Raw genomic sequence first — 22,628 nt, 5'->3', positions numbered from 1 at the left:
GTGTGCTGTGACCCGGTACATCACCATCGTTCTGGACAGGCGCGGCATCGCGTGCCGTGCACGGCTCCTCGACGACGAGGCCCCCCGCACGTGTGACGCGGTGTGGGAGGCGTTGCCGCAGAGCGGTGCGGTCTTCCACGCGAAGTACGCCCGCAACGAGATCTACACCCTGGTGCCGCGGATCACCGCTGCCCCGCATCGGGAGAATCCGACCGTCACACCCATTCCCGGTGACGTCTGCCTGTTCGACTTCGAACCGTGGGAGATCGGGAACCCGGCCTACGGGTACGAGCCGGGCTCCGCGGCACACGCCGAGCCGGGCGCGACCGACCTGGCGCTGTTCTACGGCCGCAACAACCTGCTGATCAACGGAGATCTCGGGTGGGTGCCGGGAAACGTGTTCGCGACGGTCGAGGAGGGTTTGCGGGAGTTCGCGGTCGCGTGCAACGAGATGTGGCTCGGCGGGGTGGCGGGGGAGACCCTGAGCTTCGCCCGCGCCCCTCGATAACCCCCACGGGTCAGGGGGCCAGGGCGCGTTCCGCGAACCGCGCGACCGCCAGCACGAGATCGTCCGAATGCCGGGGCCCGACGATCTGCAGACCCACGGGTAGACCCGCCGACGTCCTTCCGGCCGGAATGCTGATCGCCGGCTGCTGCGACATGTTGAACGGGTACGTGAACGGCGTCCACTGCGGCCACCGTGTCGCCGACGACCCCGGCGGGACGTCGTGCCCCGCGTCGAACGCCGTGATCGGCATCGTCGGAGTGAGCAGCACGTTGTGCGTCTGATGGAAGACACCCATCGTGATCCCCACCGCCGCGGCCACCGCCCGGGCGTCGAGGAACTCGACGGCACCGACCCGTTCGCCGCGTTCCCAGACCCGCAGGAGCCCCGGATCGACCTTGTCGCGGCTCCCGTCGGGGAAGTGCCGCAGCATCGCCGCTGCGCCCGCAGCCCACAGGGTCTCGAACGCGTCGATCGGGTCGTCGAATCCGGGATCCGCTTCGACGACGCGCATCCCGGCCCCGTCGAGGCAACGGACCGCGCGGTCGACGATGTCACCGACCTCCGGATCCACCGTCGCGAACCCGAGCGTTCTCGAATACGCGACACCGAGGCCCGTCAGGTCCCGGTTCAAGGCACCCCGGAAGGTCGACACCGGTGGCGCGAGCGCCGTCGGATCACGCGGATCGGGTAGCGACAGGATGTCGGTGAGCAACGCCGCGTCCTCCACCGTGCGCGTGATCGGCCCGGCGTGCGCGAGGGGACCGAACGGGCTCGCGGGGAACAGCGGAATGCGTCCGTGGGTGGGTTTGAACCCCACCACACCGCAGAACGACGCGGGGATACGGATGCTGCCGCCGCCGTCGGTACCCACCGAGCACGGGGTCATTCCCGCCGCGACCGCTGCGGCACTACCACCCGACGAGCCGCCGGCGGTCTTCGTCGGATCGGCGGGATTGCGAGTGATCCCGCACAGCGCCGAATCGGTCACGGCCTTCCACGCGATCTCCGGGGTGGTGGTCTTGCCGACGAACACCATTCCGTCCTCGCGCAGTCGCGCGGCGACCGGGCTGTCGACGTCCCACGGCTGATCGGGGTCGACGGCCTGCGAGCCCCGCAGGGTCGGCCACCCGACGGTGAGGAAGATGTCCTTGATGGAGATGGGCACGCCGTCGAGCAGGCCCTTGGCGTAACCGGTGCGCCAGCGTTCCTCCGATCGGCGGGCCTGCGCGAGGGCGTGGTCCTCGTCGACGAGGCAGAACGCGTTGATGTCGCGGTCGCGGGCGGCGATGTCGTCGAGGACGGCGCGGGCCACCTCGACGGGGGAGAGTTCACCCGCGCCGTACGCCGTCACGAGTTCGACCGCGGTCATGTCGGTGGGGTTCACGACGCTCCCTCCGGATCGGTTCCGCCCGAGGTCACGGGCCGGGTACGTACCCGAGCTTCTTGTCGACGACGTTGTGGAGCGGCCGGCCCGCCCGCCACCGCCGGAAGTTGTCGCTGAACAGATCCACCAGCGTCTCCCTCCAGCCGACGAAGTCACCCGAATTGTGCGGGGTGATCACGATGTTCGGAGCGTCCCACAGCGGATGCTCCGGCGGGAGCGGTTCGACGTCGACGACGTCGACGGCGGCGCCGGCGATCTGCCCGGAGCCGAGCGCGGAGATCAGATCCTCGGTGCGGACGAGGTCGCCGCGCCCGACGTTCACGAACCGTGCACCGGGCTTCATCGACCGGAACGCCGCGGCGTCGAACATCCCGTGCGTCTGTTCGGTCAGTGGCGCCGCGGCCACGACGAAGTCGGCGTCGGCGAGGGCGCCGGGCAGGTCGGTGGTGACGGTGCCGAAGTCGGGGTCGTCGGTGCGGGCACGGCGTCCCGAGCCGCGCACATCCATGCCGACGGCGGTGAGCAACCGTGCGATCGCGCGGCCGATGGGCCCGGTTCCGACGATCAGTACGCGTCGACCCTCGATGCGTTCGCTGTCGCGATGACGCCACGTGTGTCCGTGTTGCAGCCGCAGGGATCCGGGGAGATCTTTGGCGAACGACAGTATCTGCGCCAGGACGTATTCGGCGATCGGACGGTCGAACACCCCGCGCGAATTGGTGACGGTGACGTCGCTGTCGCGGAGTTCGGGGAACAGGATCGGGTCGACTCCGGCCGCCGCGACGTGCACCCATCGCAGTGATCCCGCGGCGTGCCACGCGGCGGGGAGTGCGTCGCTGAGGAAGTCGTAGACGAAGAGGGTTTCGGCGCCGTCGAGGGCGGTGGCCAGTCCGTCGGCGTCGGTGTATCGGATCTCGGCGTGGTCGGCCACCGGGGCCATCGCGGCCTCGTCGGGCACGTTCTCGGCGTGGAGAACGGCCACTACCGGTGTCGAACTCACGATTGACACCGTATGAGCAGATCGTATTATTGTCAACAATCCTCCGATTCGGTGGTGTCCCGGCAGAACACTGGGGGGCGCGTGGAACTGAACATCCCCGAATTCGAGGGACCCCTGGCGCAACGCGGCGTGGGCATCATCGCACCGTTCGATCTCGCGCTCGAGCGGGAACTGTGGCGGTGGACGCCGCTCGAGGTGAGTTTGCATCTCGCCCGGACACCGTTCGAACCGGTCGCGGTGAGCAGGGCGATGGCCGAACTCGTCTCCGACCGTCGGCTGATCACCGCTGCGACCCGCGACATCCTGCACGTGGAACCGGAAGTCGTCGCCTACCTGTGTAGTTCGGGCAGTTTCGTGCACGGGCTCGCCCACGAGAAGGCGCTGTGCGATGCGATCCGCGAGGCAGGTGCACCGGATGCCGTCACCACGTCGGGGGCGTTGCTCGAAGCGCTCCGGGCGCTCGACCTGACCCGCATCTCCGTCCTGACCCCCTACGACGGCGAGCTCACCGAGCTGCTGTGCGACTTCCTCGCCGAAGCGGGTACCGACGTCGTCCGGTCGGACTACCTCGGACTCGGCGGAGGGATCTGGAAGGTCAACTACCGCACCGTCGCCGAACACATCATCGACTCGGACACCCCGGCTTCGCAGGCGGTCTTCGTCAGCTGCACGAATCTGCCGACCTACGACATCATCACCCCGCTGGAGCAGGAACTGGGCAAGCCCGTCCTCACCGCCAACCAACTCACGATCTGGGCGTGTCTCGGGCGGATGGCGCTCCCGATGACAGGTCCGGGACAGTGGCTCCGGGGTGTCTTCGGATGAGAGGACGCCGCTGATGCACCGCGCTCCCGTCGTCGGCATCATCTACCCCGACCACGCGGCGGAGGACGACTATCCCTACGCCGCGGATCTGCTCGACGTGGAACTGCCGGTCGCCCACGTCTACGGAACCGACCTGCACGCGGTCCCCGAGCTGCTCGCGCTCGGCAGCCCCGCCACCCTCGCTGCCGGTGCCGCCCGGTTGTCCGGGCAGCGACTCGACGCGATCGTCTGGGCGTGCACGTCCGGCAGTTTCGTGTACGGTCCGGACGGTGCCCGCACACAGGTCGAACGACTGTCGGAGTCGGCCGGGGGAGTTCCCGCGTCGAGCACGAGTTTCGCGTTCACCGCGGCACTGCACGCGCTCGGGGTCGGTCGGGTCGCGGTCGCGGCGAGTTACCCGCGTGACGTCGCCGCGCTGTTCGTGAGCTTCCTGACCACCGCCGGCATCGACGTCGTGTCGTTCAGCGACGAGGGCATCGCGACCGCCGCGGAGGTGGGAAGCCTCACCGCCGAGGACGTGCACCGGATGGTGCGTGCCGCCGACAGTCCCGAGGCGCAGGCGGTGGTCGTGCCCGACACCGCGATGCACACTCTGCGGTTGCTTCCGCAACTCCGGACCCGCCTCGGCAAACCGGTCCTCACCGCGAACCAGGTCACGGTGTGGGAAGGGCTGCGGGTGGCGGGATATACAGTGATACGCCCGGAACTGGGCAGGCTGTTCGAGGAAGGTGTCGGTCATGGTTCTCGGTGAGCTCGACGATCTCCGGCCCGTCGCGCGTCCGTCGACGGCGGAGCTGATCGCCGAGCAACTACGGTCGGCGATCGTCCGCGGTGTGCTCGAACCCGGCAGTCAACTCGGCGAGACCGAACTCGCCACCCGCTTCGCCGTGTCGCGCGGGCCGCTGCGTGAAGCGATGCAACGGCTCGTCTCCGAAGGGCTGCTGCAGAGCATCCGCAATCGCGGGATCTTCGTCTCCGAGTTGACGGTCGACGACGTCGTCGACATCTACCGCAGCCGCCGCGTGATCGAAGGTGGGGCACTCGATCTGGTGCTCGACGGTCGCCGCGAACGGACCTGGCAGGAGCTGGGGCCCGCGATCGAGCAGATGCGTTCGGCCGCCGCCGTCGGCGACGCATCGGGCGTGTCGGACGGCGACCGGCGTTTCCACGAGATCCTCGTCGCGAGTTCGAACAGTCCGAGACTCGTCCGGGCGGCGCGCACCCTGCTCGTCGAGACCCGCATGTGTCTCGGGGCGTTGCAGACCACCTACCCGGATCTGCACGTCCAGGTCGACGAGCACGTCGCCCTGCGCGACGCGATCCGCTCGGCCGATCCTGCCGATGTGCACGCCCTGCTCGACGAGCACCTGAGCGACGCCGTCGCGCGGTTGCGTGACCTCACCGACCGATCGTGACGGCATCCCCGAACGTCATCCGCAGATCCGGGATCGACGACGTCAGCAGCGCCCGTCGCGGTAGCCCCAACCGGCGCAGCTCCTCGGCGACGGGGTGAGCGCCCAATCTCAGTGCGGCGCCACCGAGCCGGGTGCGTACCCCGCTCGGGTTCATCTCCCAGGTGGTGCGGCGGGTGGTGCCGTCGAGGTGCGAACAGGCGGCGAGCGACGCCGCGATTCCCTTGCCGGGAACTGGAACACCGGGCGCCACCGACATCTCCGCGATCAACTCGCCGTCGCATCGCACAGTGCCGCGCTTCGTGGGGGCGGCGTGGTCGACGTCGAAGTCGGCGAGGATCTTCGGGAACCCCCAGATGCCGCGGCCGGCGGCACGGGTGAACTCGCCGTCCACCGGAAGCTGGTGGATCAGGACGCCTGCCCGTCCGGTCGCGAGGTCGCGGAGGTCGCCGCGAAGACCGCGGTCGCGGCGCGTGTGGTCGCGGACGAGGAAGCACACGCCGAATTCGTTGTAGGGACCGAGGTCACCGTCGACGTAGTCGACGAACACCAGTGTGCACAGTCCACGGCCGGGTCGGTACTGCAGGATCTCGAGGCCCGTGTGCTCGATCAGCGACTGCGCGGCCATCGTGGGCACCGGGAACACCGCCATGAACGCCGTCGCTGCGCGTACCTGCACGGGCATCTCGACGCGAGTGCCCAACACCGTGTGAACCTCACCCATGACAGTAATGAGAACACGTTTCAGTCTCCGACGGAACCCCTGTTCCCGGCGCGGTCGGGGGCTTCGCCCCCAACGGTGAGCGAACGGTACGGCCGATCGATCGAGTGAGACGAGTGTACCGTTCGCTCACCGGGAGACGGGTCGTCCACTCATGCCACGTCGAACTCGTCACCTGTTCCGGTGAAGGACGAGATCGTGCCGTCACCACGGCTTTTCGCCTCGCCGAAGTGCACGATGCGGTAGCGACCGGGTGGTGTTCCGGCGGGGACGTCCCACGTGATCCGAGCGATCGCCGAGTGCGTGCTCTCCCGACGCCAGTGGAACCTGGTGGCCCAGTCGCTGTCGTCGGCGTGCCGCACCCACCCCGTGCCGTCGCGGCGCTGCACCTCGAAGAAGGTGCTGCCGCGGCGGATGTCGTTCTGCGGGTGCCCCGTGACGAACTCGACCTCGACGACGTCGCCGGCCCTCACCGATTCGGCGGGACGCAGCACGACGTCGCCGAAGCTCGTACCGGGCAACGGTTCGTCGTGGTCGACGGTGGGACCGAAGAACGGTTGCAGGTGCGACAGATCGCGTGGAGCGGGTCCGCGCGGTACGTCGACGCCGTCGCGCAACGCCCCGGCGAGCCGGGCGAAGCCCTGTTGGTAGGCAGGAAGCGTGTGACGGCCGAACAGGGTGGAGCCGCCCTCGTAGTGCTGTGCGTCGTATTCTTCGGGGGTGGTGCAGTAGCTGCAGTACGAGTTCGCGTAGCCCTGGAAGATCACGTTCTCGAGCGGGACCTCGAGTTCGTCGGCGACGGTCCGCCGGATGCGCAGGCCGGCAACGATCGTGAACTCGGCGGGGCCACCGGCGATGTAGAGGTCGCCGATCCGCAGCAGTTGGATCTTGACGACGTGCGGCACCCAGCCGTCGGGCGGGAGCAGCCCGACCGGGGCGAGCACCAGCTTCGGGTACTGTGCGTCGACGAGCCATTGCGGCACGTCGACGTCCATGCCGCCGAGCGCGTCGGCGAGGGGGTTCGGGGTTCCCTCGGGGAACAGGCCGAGTGCGGGACCGTCCTCGGTGCTGCCGGCGCTCATCGCTGCACCGATGCACGCCGGCGACGTGCGGTGTTCGCGTCCGTCGTCGGTGTATCGTCCCGAGACGGTCTGATCGGCCATGTCCAGGTACAGGATTCGGGAATCGATCGGTCCGACGGGCAGCGTTGTGGCCGACTCGAACGCGGCGCGTGCCGCCGCGACCTGACGTTCGCCGATGATCCGCGTGTTCTCGAATTCGTCGTCGGTGGGCCCGCGGCCGGGTTCCCCGGCGAGGTTCGGTGACATGTCGCCGCTGTTGGTCTGCGGGAACGCCGCAACGAACGGCACCACACCGTCGAGGTGGCGGACACCGGCATCGGATTCCCAGAAGTATGCTGCCGCGCCCTTGTTGTCTCCGGAGACGAGCAGGTTCTCGTTGGTCAGTGACGCGCAGTGCGTCGCGAACCAGTTGACGGCACCCACGTCGAGGCCCGCGCGGGTGATGCGCAGTACCCGCATCCAGTGGTCGATGCCGTGCGGGTAGTAGTCGCGGTCGGCGATGGGGTTGCGGTCGAAGGCGTCCCGCGAGCGGTTGACACTCGCGTCGAGCAGTTCGCTGCGGCCGTACGACAACGTGGCGTCCGCGAGATCGTCGTGGGCAGCCGTGATCGCTTCGACGATGCCGTCGACTTCGGCGTCGAACACCTGCTGCCGGAACCCGAGGACGGCGAGGTTGTACGCGTAGTCGTGCGACGCACCGCCACACGCCGCGTGCGAATGCACGGCGGTGAGCAGTACGTTGCGCTCGGTGTAGAGGTCGCCGAAGCGCTGCGCGAGACGGGCGAGGACCGCGTCGTGCACCGACTGGAAGATCATGCACGTGTCGGTGCAGACGTAGGCGACGCGCGCGGTGCCGCCGCCGGTGTCGAACACGTACGCGCGGGCCCGGGTGCGCTGGTGCAGACCGTGCGCGACCTGGTCGAAGCTCGAGTAGCCCATCATGCCGACCTCGGCGACGGGCCCGGTGACGTCGGAGACGCCCACACCGGCGCGGAATCCGGATGCGGACGGGCTTCGTCGCGCGGGCGCGGCGTGGGCGGGCGCGGCGTGGGCGGGCGCGGCGTGTGCGGGTCCGGCGAACGCGGAGACGGCGGGTGCGACCGCGAACCCGGCGAGTACGGTCCTGCGGCGTGCGGGCATCGGATCTCCTCGAAAGCGAACTGGTCGGTCGTCCAACTAGAGGTCCAGCACACACTACGAATCGTCTGTGCGCAACGCCACGTCCGCACGGCGGGACGGCGCACCCGGTCGTCGCGGCGGGAACGGGCACATTCGGCGCACTCAGAGAGGGAGCGGCCGATCGTCGGCGACGCTCTTCATGACCAGCGTGGAACTGAGACGTTGAACGCCCGGGAGGGTGGCGAGCCGTTCGTCGTACAGCGACTGGAAGGCGGGAAGGTCGCGGCTGACGACACGCAGCAGATAGTCGGGGTCGCCGAAGAGTCGTTGTGCCTGGAGCACGTGGCGCACCTCGGCGACGGCCGACTCGAACGCATCGAGCGTGGCGCGGTCGGACGAACGCATGGTGACGAAGACGAGGGCCTCGAACGTCAGTCCGAGGGTGTTCGCGTCGAGCACGGCGCGGTAGCCGCGGACGGCCCCCGACCGTTCCAGTGCGCGCAGCCGCCGATGGCAGGGCGAGATGCTCAACCCGACCCGATCGGCGAGTTCGGTGAGCGTCAGCCGCCCGTCCTGTTGGAGCTCGGCAAGGATTCTTCTGTCTGTCGCGTCCACATGAACAATTCTTCCCCGAGCGACCATGCTGTGAAGAATCTTTGGAAACGTATTCTGCTCGGTTCTTCCTACTCTTCCAACGGGGCCGTGAACAGCGGGTTCGGCCCGGTGAGAAGGGAGGCCGAAGTGGCCGTCGGTGCTGTCGCCGCGTTCTGGGCGGTGTCGTTCCTGTTCGTGCTGACGCCCGGCGCGGACTGGGCGTACGCGATCACCGCGGGGGTGCGTCACCGGACAGTGCTGCCCGCGGTCGGTGGGATGCTGTCCGGGCATCTGCTCATGACGGCCGTCGTCGCGGCGGGTGTCGCGGCGCTGGTCGCGCGTACTCCGGTGCTCATGACGGGACTGACGGCGGCCGGCGCCGCGTATCTGGTGTGGCTGGGTGTCGTGATGCTCTCGCGCCCACCCGCGTCCGTGGAGGAATCCGACGCTCGTGCGTCGCAGTCGTGGCTGAGGCAGGCGGCCACGGGCATGGGGGTCAGCGGCCTGAATCCGAAAGTGCTGCTGCTGTTCGTGGCGTTGCTGCCGCAGTTCACCGATGCGTCGGGATCGTGGCCGGTCGCCCTGCAGATCCTGCTGCTGGGGGCGGTGCACCTCGTGAGCTGCGCTGTGATCTACACCGGGGTCGGCACCTGCGCGCGGGTGGTGCTCCGCGCGCGTCCCGCAGCGATGCGGACGGTGTCGACGGTGTCGGGGATCGTGATGATCGGCCTCGGTGCGGTGCTGTTGTCCGAACAGCTCGTGGCGTGACGGTCGGTGGCGCCGTCCGTCACACCCGCGTCATCGCCGCAGCGAGCTCGAGCACCTCCTCCTCGGTCGGCGGGCTCTTCGGATGGTGGGTCAGGCACAGCGGTGCCGCGATCTTGCGGAAGCTCGATCCTTCGACCGCCGTGTAGAACTGCCCGGCGGGCAGCTTGCCGATGTCCGGAACCGTGCCACCCTTGACGCGCGCCATCTCCTGCGCGGCCTGGATCTGGGCGGGACTGTTGAGCAGCCCGTAGAACTGGGTGGCCGCGTTGCCGGGAATCTTGTTGTTCAGTCCTTTCGGGGCCTGCGTCGCGAACACCAGGCCGAGCCCGTACTTGCGAGCCTGCGAGGCCAGTGCCAGCGTGCTCTGCGTGCACGCGGTGAACCCACCCGCGGGAGCGAAGTTCTGGGCTTCGTCCATGACGAACAGTGCGCCGAGCGGCCGGTCGCCGGCCGGATTCTTCTTGACCCAGGCGAACAACGCCATCTGCAGTTGGTTGACGAATCCCTGGCGCTGGTCGTCCGCCGGCAATCCGGACAGGTTCACCACCGACACGCGCGCGCGGTAACCGGGGGACGGGGCGAGCAGCGTCCCGGGGTCGGCGGCCGTGCCGTGGCCGCCGAAGAGGGGGTCGTTGGCGATCGACGCCTTCAGGTTCTCGGCGAGATCCGCGGCGATCTTCGTCGCGTCACGCAGGTTGCTGATGTCCTCCGGAAGGTCCTCGAGCAGGGCGACGAACGTGTCGAGGGTGCCGCCCGGTCCTTCGCCGAAGTATTCGAGTGCCTGCTTGAGCACGGCGCGGGCCTTGTCGCCGTTCGCCGACTTCCCGGCTGCGTTCGCGCGCGGCGCCAGTGCCGCCACCGCGGATTCGACAGCGGCGGTGAACTCGTCGGGATCGTCGACGACACTGGAGAAGTCGGGAAGCGGCTGGAACGACAGCGGACGCCCGTTGTGTCGTCGCGGTGTCCACACCACGACCTCGGTGTTGTCGAGGTACTCGTCGGCCTTGGCGCGATCGCCCGGGGGCCACGGGCGGGAGTCGGCAGGCCATTCGCTGCCCAGTCGCGCGAGGTCGTTGTTCGGGTCGAGCACGATCGACGAAACACCTTGCAGTGCGCATTCTTCGACGATCCTGCGGATCAGCACGGTCTTTCCGGAACCGGATCCGGCGAAGATCGCGGTGTGCTTGCGCAACGCTTCGAGGTCGACGCGCACCTCGGCGTCCCCGTCGATCGTGCGTCCGAGGGGAATGGACGGCGCGCTGCTCACGTCCGGTTCGGGGTTCGAGGGAGGCGAGACTCGCTCCGCTGCACGGGGGGTCGTCTCCGTGGGCACGGAAACCTGCTCCGCGGCGGCCGGACGGGTGGGAAGCGGCTTCGGCTCGTCACCCAGAGCCTGCGTGAGCAGTGCGGTCGCGTGTGCGGGACGACGGGCCCGCAGCCACGCGTCGAGATGTTCGGGGTTCTGCGCCAGCAGTTCCCGCAGCGCCGCGAAGACACGCACGTCGTCGGGGGAGAGAGCGCAGACGCGGCCTCCGGCCCGCTCGAACTCGGCGACGGTCGCCCGCGTCTTCTCCCCGTTCGGCCACGGCACGTTGCGCAGCACGATCAGGTTGCGTCCCGGGATTCCTGAAGCCGACCCGACTGCGGTGGAAGCCTTCTGGAGTCTGTTGACCGCCGCGATGTGGTGTGTCGAGCCGATCGCGCGGAACGCGTGGTGTACGTGTCGTTCGGTCTCCGCGTCGAGGGTGCGCACCAGACGGGCGTGCAGTGCGGGCTTCGTACCCGACGGGGTCTCCCGCCCGTATACGTCGTCGTCTGCGCCGGTCTCCCGGATCCACGCCTCGAGGCCCGCGCCGAGCAGCGGCGGGATCACGAGATCCTCGACGGTGTGGTCGAACGCGCCGTCGATCGGCGCGGTGGCCTGCAGCTTTGCGAACCGGGCGTCGAGCACCGCGAAGTCACCGGCGTGATCGACGGCGGTCGTGGACTTCTCGCGGCCCTCGGGGGCCGGGGTCGTCAGGTCGGTCATCTCCGTGACCGCGCCGTGGTCGAGGCAGCTCCGGATGTGGCGGTCGACCAGCTGAAGCAACCGGCGCGGCGTGTAGTCGGGAGCTTCGTCGAAGACGGACCCCGTGACCGGCCACGTCGGGTACGGCGCGGTGAAACCGACCGAGGAATAGGCGCGTTCGAGCCGGAGCCGGATCAGATCCTGTGCGACCCGGGGGGACGGCAGCAGCGACAGCGCCGGGCACACCCGGAACCGGTCGCGGACCGTCGCCGTCGCGAACCGTTCGATGACGACCCACGCCGTGGGCAGGCACGACAGCACCGGCACCGTGCGGCTGAACGTCTCGCGCAGGGCCATCAGGCCGTGTGCGAATTCCTCGTACGAGTTGTCCGTCGGGCGCTCGACCGACCCGGTGTCGTCGCCCTGGTCCTGGTGCCTGGTCAGCAGGGTGTCGAACTGGTCGATCGCGAGCACCGTGGGGCCGGTCAGCGCAAGCAGGCGGGACAGGTCCCGCGCGATCTCCTGGTGGGTCGGAGTGGCCGACCCGACGCCCCACTCGGTGCGTTCACCGGGAGTCGATTCGTCCTGCCCGAGGAGATACGACTCGCCGATGTCGCGTAGGTCGAGCTCACCGGCGTAGAGGACGAGGGCGCGCGCGGTGCGCCGGCACTGCTGCGACAGCTGCGGATCGGCGGCGAACAGCCCGGTGATGAACGCATCGAGGGTCGCTCGGTCGAGGTCGGACTCCCCGATGACGGCGCGCCGCTGCACCCGCGACACCCGGGCGACGTTCGCGAGTTCCCACAGCAGACGACGCAGCTGGGTCTCGTGGTCGGCCATCGGGCGCCCGAGATCCTCGAGCATCGCGAACAGCGTCGACTTCCAGAAGCTCACGGCGTCGAGCATCTTCACCAGGAAGAAGTATCCTCCGTCCTGCTGGATCTGCTCGCGGACGTAGCCGAGCAGGTGCGTCTTGCCGACGCCGGCCTGGCCCTGCACCGCCACCCCGATGGGGCTCGCCGCGGTGGAGTTCTTCGCGTCGCGGAAGGCGTCCAGGATCATGTCCATCGCAGTGCCGTGCATCCCGGGGACGTGGAGCGGCTGCTGTGCCTCCCACACCTCGTCGGGGGTGGGTGCCCAGGTCAGGCGGACGGACGCGAGTGCGCGGAGTTGTTCGTCGGTGCTCATGCGACCTCGATCGACAGCAGGTGATTGGGGGTGTCGCCGACGACGACTGCGGCGGCACGGTCGTGGTCGCCGAGCGCCTTCTGGTTCATTTCGGGGTTCAGGTGCACGTCGGGCAGGCGATTCATCCGGACCAGTTCGCGGTCCACCTCGTCGACCGGTAGATCGGCGAGGGCCGATCGCAGGCGGGCCAGACCCACCCACGCTCCCGGTTCGCGTGCGAGCTCGCGATACGCGGCGCGGATGCGGCCCTCGACGGTCGGCGACGTGTAGTCCACCGGTGCAACCTCCTCCGTGGCGGGGGCGAACACCTCGTACAGCTGAAGGTCGGCCCGCTCGAGGTGCCGGCCGAGGGCACGCAGCAGGGTGTACACGGCCCGGACCGGCGGCGCGACGCGCGGCGGGGTGTCGGCGCCGAGGAGTGTCCGGCAGCGTGCCCACCCGTCGTCCGTCAGTTCGTGCGTGAACGGCCGGACGGACGTGTCGGTGGCGACGAGCCCGAGCCGGGTGAGTTTCCTGCGGCTCGCCGCACGCAGTTCCGGGCCGAGGGTCTTCAGTTCGGTGTTGGAGACGGGCCGTGCTTCGGCGAGCAGGGTCAGCAGGACCAGCGTCTCGGTGGGGGTGAGGGATTCGGCGCTCACTGCGGTCTGCCTTCCGGAGTCGGGACGGGGGTGCGGGTGGAGAGGTATCGGGCGATCAGGTCGGCGACAGCGGTGACATCGCCGAGGACGTGGTCGTTGGTGAACCGTAGTACCGCGAACCCGGCGAGCTGGAGGTCGACGTCGCGTCGACGGTCGGCGGCGAACTTCTCGGGCCGCCGATGGTCGTCGCCGTCGATCTCGACGACGCAGCGAGCTTCGGGAAACATCAGGTCCACCCGGATCGGGGCGTCGAGCGGGCCCGCCGACCACGTCCTGTTCCACTGTCGGCCTCCGGCCCAGTCACACGTGCTCAGGACGGACTCGAGCAGTTGCTCGGCGTCGCTCGCGGGATGTAGCCGACCGAGCGGTGCGGGTAGCCGCAGTGCCACCGGACTTGCGGTGGTGCCGGTCCGGGCCGCGCCGACCCGGACGATGGGGAATCGGTCCACCGCCGGAACGGGGTCGCCGATCAGCCAGACCCCGAACCGGTCGTGGCCTGCGAGCCACTCGCAGGCGACCGCGAGGGCGTGCTGCTCCGCGACGGGGAGCGGGCCTGCGGTCACGGCCAGCACCACGCGTTCCCGTCCGTACGCCGCGGCGAGGACGCGTACGAGCCCGGCGGTGCGCACCTCCGCCGAGTACCGGCCGGGATCGAGGCGGTCACCGAGCACCGAGGCCTCGGCGAGGTCGGCCAGGAACGCCCCGTACTTCGGAGTGGCCAGTCCGGATATCAGTGCGCGCGCGGCCGCGATGTCGAGGCCGGTGTGCCCGTCGAGCGCCCGGGCGCCGGGCAACCATTCGAGCATCAGGGCTCGAGCTGCGGTTTCGCACTCGTCGAGGATCCGTTCGACGACGTCCGAGCCGGTGGGGGCGTGTGCGACGTGGTAGCCGGAGACCACCGGAGCCTCCGGAGGCAGCGGATCGAGTGCATCGGTGAAGGCTGCGGCGTCGACACCGCGGAGATGCACGACCCGGTCGACGGGCAGATCGACGAGCGCAGGGAAAGCAGAGGAGGGGGTCGGGACCGTCACCCCGTGGAGCCCACACCGCGTCGACGTCGATACATGGTGACAAACCATACATACCGGGCGCGATGGCGGCAGGGTGAGGTCGCGGCGGCTACTCGGGTCCGAGTCGGGCCGTCCACCTCTCGACGTCACGTCGGCTCGTCAACCGCACGATCGGCAGCTCGGGACGCCGCTGGAGAACTTCGCGGATGCGCTCCGGCAGGAGCGCGTACCTCGACCACGACCAGCGGATGACGTGGGTGCGGTCGGTGAGGACGGTGTGTAGCGGCGGCTCGACGTTGCCGTTCCACAGCACCTCGTGGCGGATCCGGCGCCGCAGTGTCCGGTGGACCAGCTGTCGCATCACGACGGAGCGTGGGAGATCGAGCCACATCATCAGATCGGCGCGCTCGGTGAGCAGCGGTCGCACCACCGTGTACTGCCACTCGGTCACCCAATGCGGCTTCGCGGTGAAGTCCTCGACGTCGGCGACGAACGACGGCCGCGGAGTCCAGTTCGGCCCGTGATACAACCCGTCGATCTCGATGTGCTCGATACCGAGTGCGTCGCCGAGGCGGGCGGCGAGTGTGGTCTTCCCGGAACCCGACGTCCCCGCCACGATGATGCGGCAGGGACGGTCGGGTGGCGGTGTCGACGAGTCCAGAAGAGGCACCGCCGGAGGTTATCGCAGCTCAGGCAGAGACCGCGAGCAGATACTCGCGCGGCTGCCCGAACAACTGCGCGGTGCCGTGCGCACGTTTGAAGAATAGCTGCGCGTCGTGCTCCCAGGTGATCGCGATGCCGCCGTGCAACTGCACCGCCTCGGACGCGACCTGCTGGAACGCTTCCGAGCAGTAGATCTTCGCGGCGTAGGCGTCCTGCGGATCCTGCGACAGCGCTGCCGTGTACGACATCGACCGGGCGGTCTCGACGAGCGCGTACATGTCGGCCATGCGGTGCTTGAGCGCCTGGAACGAGCCGATGACACGGCCGAACTGTTTGCGGTTCTTCGTGTACTCGACCGTCAGGTCCAGCGTCGCCTGCGCCGCACCGACCTGCTCCGCGGACAGCGCGATGAGCGCGGCGGTGCGGAGCTCGTCCACGAGATCGGCCGAGGCCGACAGACGACGGCCCGCAACCGCGGAGAACGACACCTCGGCGAGGGTGCGGGTGGGATCCATCGTGGGTACGCGACGCCGGGTCACGCCGTCGACGGCCGGATCGACCTCGAACAACGCCACGGCGTCGCCGTCGACAGCGAGCACCAGCAGCGTCGTCGCGATGTCACCGCCGAGGACGTAATGCGCGGTGCCGGTCAGTGTGTCGCCGTCGGCGACCACGCCGGGCCGCTGCCACCCGGATTCGGATGCCCAGCACAGGGCGACGACCTCGCCGGCGGCGATGCCCGGAAGCAGACGCGCGGCCGCGTCGGCGTCGCCCGAGAACAGCACCGCCTGCGCGGCGAGCACCGCCGAACCGAGGAACGGAGACGGTGTGAGGGTACGACCGAGTTCTTCGAGCACGACGTGGGTTTCGACGAGCGACGCGCCCACACCGTCGTATTCTTCGGGGATCGCGAGCGCCGCGACACCGACCTGTTCTACGAGCCGCGACCACAGTTCCGGATCGTGGCCGTCGACGGTGTCGATGGCCTTGCGGACCGCCGCCGAATCGGAGTGCTTGGCCAGCAGGCTGCGCACCGATTCGCGCAGTGCCGCGCGATCCTCGGTTTCGAAGGTCACGACGCGACCCCGCTCTCGAGCGCGTCGACGACGCGGGCTCGGTGCACATCCGGTGTGCCCCAGGCGGTGACGAGCGCGCGGGTCTTGGTGATCCACAGCGACAGGTCGTGTTCCTGCGTGTATCCGATGGCTCCGTGTACCTGCAGCGCAACTCGTGCGGCCAGGTAGGCGGCGTCACCGCACGCGACCTTGGCCGCCGACACGTCACGCGACGCGGTGGGGAGGCCGTTGCGCACGGCGAGTGCCGCACCGTGCAGGAGCGGTCGCGCCATTTCGAGGGCGACGGCCACCTCGGCGAGGTGGTGTTTGATCGCCTGGAACGAGCCGATGACGCGGCCGAACTGCTTGCGCTGCTGCGCGTATTCGACGGTCGTGTCGAGCAACGTCCTGCCGAGACCCTGCAGCTGAGCTGCCGTGGCGAGGGCGCCGAGGTCGAAGGCTGCATCGAACGCGGTGGTACCCAGGGACTCCGCGACCGTCACCTCGAACAGGTGTCGCGACTGGTCCACCGACGCGTGCTGCGCACCGACGGTGCCGGTGGAGACGGTGTCACCGTCGACCGTGAGGACCAGATCGGTGGCGTCGGCGTCGACCGCGAACGGGACGTGCGGGGCCGCAGCGACCGTCGCGAGGGAACCTGCTGCGAGCGCGGCGAGCCGCTCCGGCGCGACCGCGCCGAGCAGAGCCGGTGCGACGGCGACGGTCTCGACGACGGGGCCGGGCACGGCGTGCCGGCCGAGCTGTTCGACGGCGACGACGAGGTCGACGGCGTCGGCGCCGAGCCCGTCGTGCTCCTCGGGCACGAGCAGCCCGTTGACGCCGGTCTCGGCGAGGCGCTGCCACACCTTCAGTCCGGCAGCGGTGTCGCCGGTGTTCCAGGCCCGGATGACGGCGGGCATGTCGGACTTGGTGAGGAGCGCGTCGATGCTCGACGCGAAATCCTCGTGGGACTCATCGAGTGCGAATCTCATCGGTCGCCCTTCGGGAGGCCGAGCAGCCGCTCGGCGATGACGTTCTTCTGAATTTCGTTGGTGCCGGCGTAGATCGGTCCCGACAGCGAGAACAGGTAGCCGTCGGTCCAGCCGTCGACGACCTCTGCGGACGGCCCCTGCAGTTCGAGTGCGGTCTCGTGGGTGGCGATGTCCCACTCGGACCAGAACACCTTGTTGATCGACGACTCGGCGCCGAGCTGACCACCGTTCGCGAGGCGGGTGACGGTGCCCCACGTGGACAGTTCGTAGGCGCGGGATCCGATCCACGCGTCGGCGACCTTGTTGCGCAGCGCGGTGTCGCCGTGGCGGGGCGACTCCCTGTACAGGTCGAGGAGTCGGTCGGTGGCGGCGAGGAACCGGCCGGGGGAGCGCAGCGACAGACCGCGTTCGTTCGAGGCGGTGCTCATCGCGACGCGCCAGCCCTCGTCGACCTTGCCGATGACGCCGGAGTCGCCGGGGTTCGCCGGATCGTCGGGAACGAAGACGTTCTCGAGGAAGATCTCCGCGAAACCGGGTTCGCCGTCGAGCTGGTCGATGGGGCGGACCGTCACGCCCTCGGCGCGCAGATCGAACATGTAGTACGTGATGCCCTTGTGGCGCTGTGCGTCCGGATCGGAGCGGAACAGCCCGAAGCCCATGTCGGCGAACGACGCCCGCGAACTCCACGTCTTCTGGCCGTTGAGCAGCCAGCCGCCGTCGACCCGGGTGGCCGTCGAGCGCAGGGATGCGAGGTCGCTACCGGACTCGGGCTCCGACCAGGCCTGCGCCCAGATGTCGTCGGAACGCGACATGCGCGGCATGATGCGGGCGAGTTGCTCGGGGTTGGCGTGCTCGAACAGGGTGGGGGCGAGCAGGAAGATACCGTTCTGGCTGACGCGTCCGGGTGCGCCGGCGCGGTAGTACTCCTCCTCGAAGACCACCCACTGCTCGAGCGTGGCGTCGCGTCCGCCGAGTTCCTCGGGCCACGACACGACGGACAGGCGGGCGTCGGCCAGTGTGCGTTCCCACTCGCGGTGTTCCTCGAAGCCCTCCGCGGTGTCCATGGATCTCAGCGGTGTCTTCGGTACGTTCTCGGCGAGGAACGCCCGGACCTCGTCGCGGAATGCGACTGTGGTGGGGTCGAGTTCGAGGTCCACTACTTGCTCCCTTCGGCCGGGCGTGCGCTCGCGGCCATCGACTTGGCGTCCATGCCGCCGAGCGAGTCGGTACCCACCTCGGCGTTGTACGAATGCGCGAAATGGTGCAGGCCGAAGACCGAGTCCATGCCGTTGCGCATCCCCATCTGGTCCTCGCACTGGTTGACGGCGCGTTTGGTCAGGGCCAACCCGAAGCGCGGCATCTCGGCGATCCGACCGGCCAGTGCCAGGGTCTCGGACTCGAGGTCCTCACGCGGAACGACACGGTTGACCATGCCCACCTCGTAGGCGCGCTGCGCGGTGAAACGGTCGCCGGTGTACAGGATCTCCTTGGCGAAACGTGTTCCCAGCACCCACGGATGCGCGAAGTACTCGACGCCGGGAATACCCATGCGCACCACAGGATCCGAGAAGAACGCATCGTCGGATGCGACGATGAGGTCGCACACCCACGCGAGCATGAGGCCCCCGGCGATGCAGGCGCCCTGGACCATCGCGACGGTCGGCTTGGGGATCTCCCGCCAGCGGCGGCACATCCCCAGGTACACCTCCATCTCGCGGGCGTATCGCTGATCGCCGCCCGACTTGTCGACGTGGTCCCACCACATCACGGCCTTGTTGTCGTAGTGCACGTGGTGGTCGCGGCCGGGGGTGCCGAGGTCGTGTCCGGCACAGAAGTGCTTGCCGTTGCCGGCGAGCACGATCACCTTCACCTCGTCGTCCTCGACGGCCTTCTCGAACGCGGCGTCGAGGGCGTACGTCATCACCGAGTTCTGTGCGTTCCGGTAGTCCGGACGGTTGAGGGTGACGATCGCGACGCCGTCGCGCACCTCGTAGGTGACGACATCGGGCTCGAACGGGACGGTCATGACTGCTCCTCACGCAGATCGTTCTTCAGGACCTTGCCGGACGCATTCCGGGGCAGGTGGTCGACGAATCGCACCGACCGGGGGCGCTTGAAGTTCGCCAGATTCTCCTTGGCGTACGCCAGCACGTCGTCCTCGGTGAGATCGTGCCCGTCCAGGGTGGCGACGTAGGCGCGGCCCACCTCCCCGGCGCGCTCGTCCGGGACGCCGACGACGGCGACCTCGTGGACACCGGGCAGACGCAGCAGCGTCGCCTCGATCTCCGCCGGGTACACGTTGAACCCGTTGCTGATGTACATGTCCTTGAGGCGGTCGGTGATGTCGAGATAGCCGCGTTCGTCGAGGGTGCCGACGTCCCCGGTGTGCAGCCAACCGTCGGCGTCGATGGTCTTGGCGGTCGCTTCGGGGTCGTCGAGATACCCGAGCATCACGTTGGGGCCGCGCAGCAGGATCTCACCCTTGTCGCCGATGCGTACCTCGAAATCGGCGGTCGCGCGACCGGACGAGGTGGACACGGTGACGGGGTCGTCATCGGTGCGGCACATCGTCGCGACGACCGCCTCGGTCTGTCCGTACGCGGTGATCACCGCGTCGAAGCTCAGTTCCTTCTGCATCCGTTCGACGAGCGGAACGGGTACGGGTGCGGCGCCGGTGACGGCGACACGGAGGTTGCTCAGGTCGAAGTCGCCGCGGCGCGGGTGATCGAGGATGCTCTGGTAGATCGTGGGGGCGCCGGGCAGCACACTGATCTGCTCGGTCGAGACCATCGCCATCACCTTCTCGACGTCGAACACGGCCATCGGGACGACGGTCGCGCCGGTCAGCAGGCAGGCGGCGATGCCGGCCTTGTAGCCGAAGGTGTGGAAGAACGGATTGATGATCAGGTAGTTGTCGTCTTCGGTGAGTTCGGCGCAGTCGGCCCAGGCGCGCGCGACGCCGAGGCACTGCCGGTGCGCGCTGAGCACACCCTTGCTCTTGCCGGTGGTGCCGGAGGTGAACAGGATGTCGGAGACGTCGTCGGGCGAGACGGCCTCCGCGCGGGCGTCGGCCTCCGCGCGGGAGGTGTCGGTGGCGAGCGCGAGGAAGTCGTCCCAGTCGAGCACGCCATCGGAGGCGGTGTCGTTCCCACCCACCGGGACCCGCACGACGGTGGAGACCGTCAGATCGGGGTCGGCCTGCTGCAACTGGGTGTGACGGTCGGCGCCGAGGAAGTCGCCGACGACGACGAGCGCGGCGGCGTCCACACGTCGGATGATGTCGGCGGCTTCGTGTCCCGTGTAGCGGGTGTTGATCGGCACGACCACGCCACCGGCCCAGTGCACGCCGAGAGCCGCGATCTCCCAGTGGAAGGTGTTGGGTGACCAGAGTGCGACGCGCGCACCGGTTTCGATGCCGCGTTCGACGAGGGCGGCAGCGAAATCGCGGACGAGGTCGCGTAGTTGTGCGAAGGTCACACGGGTGTCGCCGTCGGCGATGGCGAGCCGGTCCGGCCGGGTGTCGGCAGCATCGACGAGGGCGGCCGGCGTGGTTCTCGGATACATGTTCACGGAGCTCCCTACCTAGCAATTGCTTGGTAGGTTATCGTACAGACGTGCAAGAGAGCGAGAGCCTGGAAAATGCCGAGTTCGCCGCCACCGTGCGGCAGTGGCTCGAAGAGAACCTGACCGGCGAGTTCGCCGGGCTCCGGGGCAAGGGCGGGCCCGGCAGCGAGCACGAGTTCTTCGAACGACGACTCGCGTGGGACCGCCACCTCGCGGAAGCCGGGTGGACCTGCATCGGCTGGCCCACCGAATACGGCGGCCGCGGCGCCACCATGGAGCAGCGGGTCGTCTTCCACGAGGAGTACGCGAAGGCGGACGCCCCGGCCCGCGTCAACCACCTCGGTGAGGAACTGCTCGGACCCACCCTCATCGCGTTCGGCACCGAGGAACAGAAGCGACGCTTCCTGCCCGGTATCCGCAACGTCACCGAGCTGTGGGCCCAGGGCTATTCCGAACCCGGCGCCGGGTCCGACCTCGCGAACGTCTCGACCACGGCGCGGCTCGAGAACGGCAAGTGGGTCATCAACGGGCAGAAGGTGTGGACGTCCCTCGCCCACGTCGCGCAGTGGGCGTTCGTCATCGCCCGCACCGAACCGGGCTCCACCCGGCACAAGGGCCTGAGCTTCCTGCTCGTTCCCCTCGACCAGCCGGGCGTCACCGTGCGTCCGATCCAGCAACTCACCGGCACCTCGGAGTTCAACGAGGTGTTCTTCGACGACGCCGTCACCGACGCCGATCTCGTCGTCGGCGAACCCGGCGACGGCTGGAAGGTCGCGATGGGGCTGCTCACCTTCGAACGCGGCGTCTCCACTCTCGGCCAGCAGATCGGCTTCGCGCGCGAACTCGACGGTGTCGTCGACCTCGCCCGGGCCAACGGTGCACTCGACGATCCGAACATTGCAGAGAAGGTCGCCCGCGCCCGAATCGGACTGCGTGTGATGCGTGCCCACGCCCTGCGCACCCTCGGTGACGCCGACCCCGGGCAGGCGTCCGTCGCGAAGTTGCTGTGGGCGAACTGGCATCGTGACCTCGGTGCCCTCGCGATGGAGGCCCAGGGTGCGGCGTCACTCGTCGGTCCCGGTCACGACCACGCCGGCAACCCGTCGAACATCACCGACCCCGAACACCTCGAACTCGCCGAGTGGCAGCGACTGTTCCTGTTCACCCGCGCCGACACCATCTACGGCGGATCCAACGAGGTCCAGCGCAACGTCATCGCCGAGCGTGTGCTCGGCCTTCCCCGAGAGGCACGCCCGTGACCGCATCACCCCTGTCCACCCCGCCCGTCGAAACCCCCGGCCACGGACTGCTCGCCGGCAAGAAGGTCGTCGTCACCGCCGCGGCAGGCACGGGCATCGGCTTCTCCTCGGCGCGCCGCGCACTGCTCGAGGGCGCCGACGTGCTCGTCTCCGACTTCCACGAGCGTCGCCTCGGGGAGGCCGCCGAGAAGCTGGCCGCGGAGTTCCCGCAGCAGCAGGTCGCGTCCATCGTGTGTGACGTGTCGTCCACCGAGCAGGTCGACGCCCTCATCACCGGCGCCGCCGCACAGCTCGGTCGCATCGATGTGCTCATCAACAACGCCGGTCTCGGCGGCGAGACCCCCGTAGTCGACATGACCGACGAACAGTGGGATCGCGTCCTCGACATCACCTTGAACAGCACCTTCCGCGCCACCCGCGCGGCGTTGCGCTACTTCCGTTCGGTCGACTACGGCGGCGTGCTCGTCAACAACGCATCGGTGCTCGGTTGGCGTGCCCAGCACTCGCAGGCCCACTACGCGGCCGCGAAGGCCGGTGTCATGGCGTTGACGCGCTGCTCCGCGATCGAGGCCGCCGAGTACGGCGTGCGCATCAATGCGGTCGCACCGTCCATTGCGCGCCATGCCTTCCTCGCGAAGGTCACCAGCGAGGAACTCCTCGACAGGCTGGCGTCGGACGAGGCGTTCGGTCGCGCGGCCGAGGTGTGGGAGGTCGCGGCGACCATCGCGATGCTCGCCAGCGACTACACCACCTATCTGACCGGCGAAGTCGTCTCGATCTCCTCGCAGCGCGCGTGACCCGTGCGCACTTCTGGTAGCCCCGGCTACCAGAAGTGCGC

General features: G+C 69.0%; 21 protein-coding genes. 7 read left to right on the top strand and 14 right to left on the bottom strand.

Annotated elements, in window-relative coordinates; all coding sequences use genetic code 11:
* The first annotated feature begins 7 nt into the window (after positions 1–7).
* Positions 8–508, top strand: a complete 501-nt coding sequence (locus tag LDQ05_RS14115) for a DUF3830 family protein (protein ID WP_226437590.1) — start codon at positions 8–10, stop codon at positions 506–508.
* 10 nt (positions 509–518) lie between these two features.
* On the opposite strand, the gene LDQ05_RS14110 is transcribed toward LDQ05_RS14115, so the two are convergent.
* Both LDQ05_RS14110 and LDQ05_RS14105 read right to left on the bottom strand, forming a co-directional pair.
* Positions 519–1,892 (bottom strand): amidase, encoded by a 1,374-nt coding sequence (locus LDQ05_RS14110; RefSeq protein ID WP_372461116.1) that lies wholly within the window; start codon positions 1,890–1,892, stop codon positions 519–521.
* Positions 1,893–1,923: 31 nt separating this feature from the next.
* Positions 1,924–2,892, bottom strand: coding sequence for a D-2-hydroxyacid dehydrogenase (locus LDQ05_RS14105; protein ID WP_226437589.1), 969 nt, complete (start codon positions 2,890–2,892; stop codon positions 1,924–1,926).
* A gap of 81 nt (positions 2,893–2,973) precedes the next feature.
* On the opposite strand from LDQ05_RS14105, the gene LDQ05_RS14100 reads away from it, so the two are divergent.
* The 3 genes from LDQ05_RS14100 to LDQ05_RS14090 are packed head-to-tail and all read left to right on the top strand — an operon-like array spanning position 2,974 to position 5,132.
* On the top strand, positions 2,974–3,717 hold the full coding sequence (locus tag LDQ05_RS14100) for a maleate cis-trans isomerase family protein (RefSeq protein WP_226437588.1): 744 nt from the start codon (positions 2,974–2,976) through the stop codon (positions 3,715–3,717).
* Between the two features lie 13 nt (positions 3,718–3,730).
* Positions 3,731–4,468, top strand: a complete 738-nt coding sequence (locus tag LDQ05_RS14095) for a maleate cis-trans isomerase family protein (RefSeq protein ID WP_372461115.1) — start codon at positions 3,731–3,733, stop codon at positions 4,466–4,468.
* Entirely contained in the window at positions 4,455–5,132 is a 678-nt protein-coding gene (locus tag LDQ05_RS14090) for a GntR family transcriptional regulator (protein ID WP_226437587.1), read from the top strand. Before LDQ05_RS14095 ends, LDQ05_RS14090 begins: the two co-directional genes overlap by 14 nt.
* On the opposite strand, the gene LDQ05_RS14085 is transcribed toward LDQ05_RS14090, so the two are convergent.
* From LDQ05_RS14085 to LDQ05_RS14075, 3 genes are all read right to left on the bottom strand, one after another.
* Complete coding sequence (locus LDQ05_RS14085; RefSeq protein WP_226437586.1) at positions 5,116–5,853, bottom strand: acetoacetate decarboxylase family protein; 738 nt, start codon at positions 5,851–5,853, stop codon at positions 5,116–5,118. The two genes, LDQ05_RS14090 and LDQ05_RS14085, sit on opposite strands and share 17 nt — an antisense overlap.
* A 149-nt stretch (positions 5,854–6,002) precedes the next feature.
* Positions 6,003–8,072: a neutral/alkaline ceramidase gene (locus tag LDQ05_RS14080; protein ID WP_226437585.1), complete on the bottom strand. Its 2,070-nt coding sequence runs from the start codon at positions 8,070–8,072 to the stop codon at positions 6,003–6,005.
* Positions 8,073–8,213: 141 nt separating this feature from the next.
* Positions 8,214–8,666, bottom strand: coding sequence for an Lrp/AsnC family transcriptional regulator (locus LDQ05_RS14075; protein WP_226437584.1), 453 nt, complete (start codon positions 8,664–8,666; stop codon positions 8,214–8,216).
* 126 nt (positions 8,667–8,792) lie between these two features.
* Between LDQ05_RS14075 and LDQ05_RS14070 the strand changes: the two genes are divergently transcribed.
* Positions 8,793–9,413, top strand: coding sequence for a LysE family translocator (locus LDQ05_RS14070; RefSeq protein ID WP_226437583.1), 621 nt, complete (start codon positions 8,793–8,795; stop codon positions 9,411–9,413).
* Between the two features lie 19 nt (positions 9,414–9,432).
* On the opposite strand, the gene LDQ05_RS14065 is transcribed toward LDQ05_RS14070, so the two are convergent.
* The 9 genes from LDQ05_RS14065 to LDQ05_RS14025 all read right to left on the bottom strand — a co-directional run bounded on the left by LDQ05_RS14065 (position 9,433) and on the right by LDQ05_RS14025 (position 20,537).
* The gene (locus LDQ05_RS14065) at positions 9,433–12,609 is read right to left on the bottom strand and encodes a helicase HerA domain-containing protein (RefSeq protein ID WP_226437582.1); all 3,177 of its coding nucleotides are present in this window, start codon (positions 12,607–12,609) and stop codon (positions 9,433–9,435) included.
* Positions 12,606–13,247, bottom strand: coding sequence for a hypothetical protein (locus LDQ05_RS14060; RefSeq protein ID WP_226437581.1), 642 nt, complete (start codon positions 13,245–13,247; stop codon positions 12,606–12,608). Before LDQ05_RS14060 ends, LDQ05_RS14065 begins: the two co-directional genes overlap by 4 nt.
* Positions 13,244–14,278 carry an endonuclease domain-containing protein gene (locus tag LDQ05_RS19860; protein WP_226437580.1) on the bottom strand — a complete coding sequence of 345 codons (1,035 nt, stop codon included), beginning with the start codon at positions 14,276–14,278 and terminating at the stop codon, positions 13,244–13,246. The genes LDQ05_RS14060 and LDQ05_RS19860 overlap by 4 nt, the downstream gene beginning before the upstream one ends.
* A gap of 88 nt (positions 14,279–14,366) precedes the next feature.
* Positions 14,367–14,927: a P-loop NTPase family protein gene (locus LDQ05_RS14050; RefSeq protein WP_226437579.1), complete on the bottom strand. Its 561-nt coding sequence runs from the start codon at positions 14,925–14,927 to the stop codon at positions 14,367–14,369.
* Between the two features lie 19 nt (positions 14,928–14,946).
* The gene (locus tag LDQ05_RS14045; RefSeq protein ID WP_226437578.1) at positions 14,947–15,996 is read right to left on the bottom strand and encodes an acyl-CoA dehydrogenase family protein; all 1,050 of its coding nucleotides are present in this window, start codon (positions 15,994–15,996) and stop codon (positions 14,947–14,949) included.
* Entirely contained in the window at positions 15,993–16,967 is a 975-nt protein-coding gene (locus LDQ05_RS14040; RefSeq protein ID WP_226437577.1) for an acyl-CoA dehydrogenase family protein, read from the bottom strand. The genes LDQ05_RS14045 and LDQ05_RS14040 overlap by 4 nt, the downstream gene beginning before the upstream one ends.
* Positions 16,964–18,124, bottom strand: a complete 1,161-nt coding sequence (locus LDQ05_RS14035; protein WP_226437576.1) for an acyl-CoA dehydrogenase family protein — start codon at positions 18,122–18,124, stop codon at positions 16,964–16,966. The genes LDQ05_RS14040 and LDQ05_RS14035 overlap by 4 nt, the downstream gene beginning before the upstream one ends.
* Positions 18,124–18,993 (bottom strand): enoyl-CoA hydratase, encoded by an 870-nt coding sequence (locus LDQ05_RS14030; protein ID WP_226437575.1) that lies wholly within the window; start codon positions 18,991–18,993, stop codon positions 18,124–18,126. Before LDQ05_RS14030 ends, LDQ05_RS14035 begins: the two co-directional genes overlap by 1 nt.
* A complete protein-coding gene (locus tag LDQ05_RS14025; RefSeq protein WP_226437574.1) occupies positions 18,990–20,537 on the bottom strand; it encodes a FadD3 family acyl-CoA ligase in 1,548 nt (515 codons plus the stop codon). The genes LDQ05_RS14030 and LDQ05_RS14025 overlap by 4 nt, the downstream gene beginning before the upstream one ends.
* Positions 20,538–20,581: 44 nt before the next feature.
* Here LDQ05_RS14025 and LDQ05_RS14020 point away from each other — a divergent pair, with 44 nt between their 5' ends.
* Both LDQ05_RS14020 and LDQ05_RS14015 read left to right on the top strand, forming a co-directional pair.
* Entirely contained in the window at positions 20,582–21,790 is a 1,209-nt protein-coding gene (locus LDQ05_RS14020; RefSeq protein ID WP_226437573.1) for an acyl-CoA dehydrogenase family protein, read from the top strand.
* Positions 21,787–22,587: an SDR family oxidoreductase gene (locus tag LDQ05_RS14015; RefSeq protein WP_226437572.1), complete on the top strand. Its 801-nt coding sequence runs from the start codon at positions 21,787–21,789 to the stop codon at positions 22,585–22,587. The genes LDQ05_RS14020 and LDQ05_RS14015 overlap by 4 nt, the downstream gene beginning before the upstream one ends.
* The last annotated feature ends 41 nt before the right edge of the window (positions 22,588–22,628 follow it).

This window comes from Rhodococcus yananensis, assembly GCF_020515525.1.
GTDB classification, from domain to species: domain Bacteria; phylum Actinomycetota; class Actinomycetes; order Mycobacteriales; family Mycobacteriaceae; genus Rhodococcus; species Rhodococcus yananensis.
This window is presented reverse-complemented; position numbering and strand designations above follow the sequence as displayed.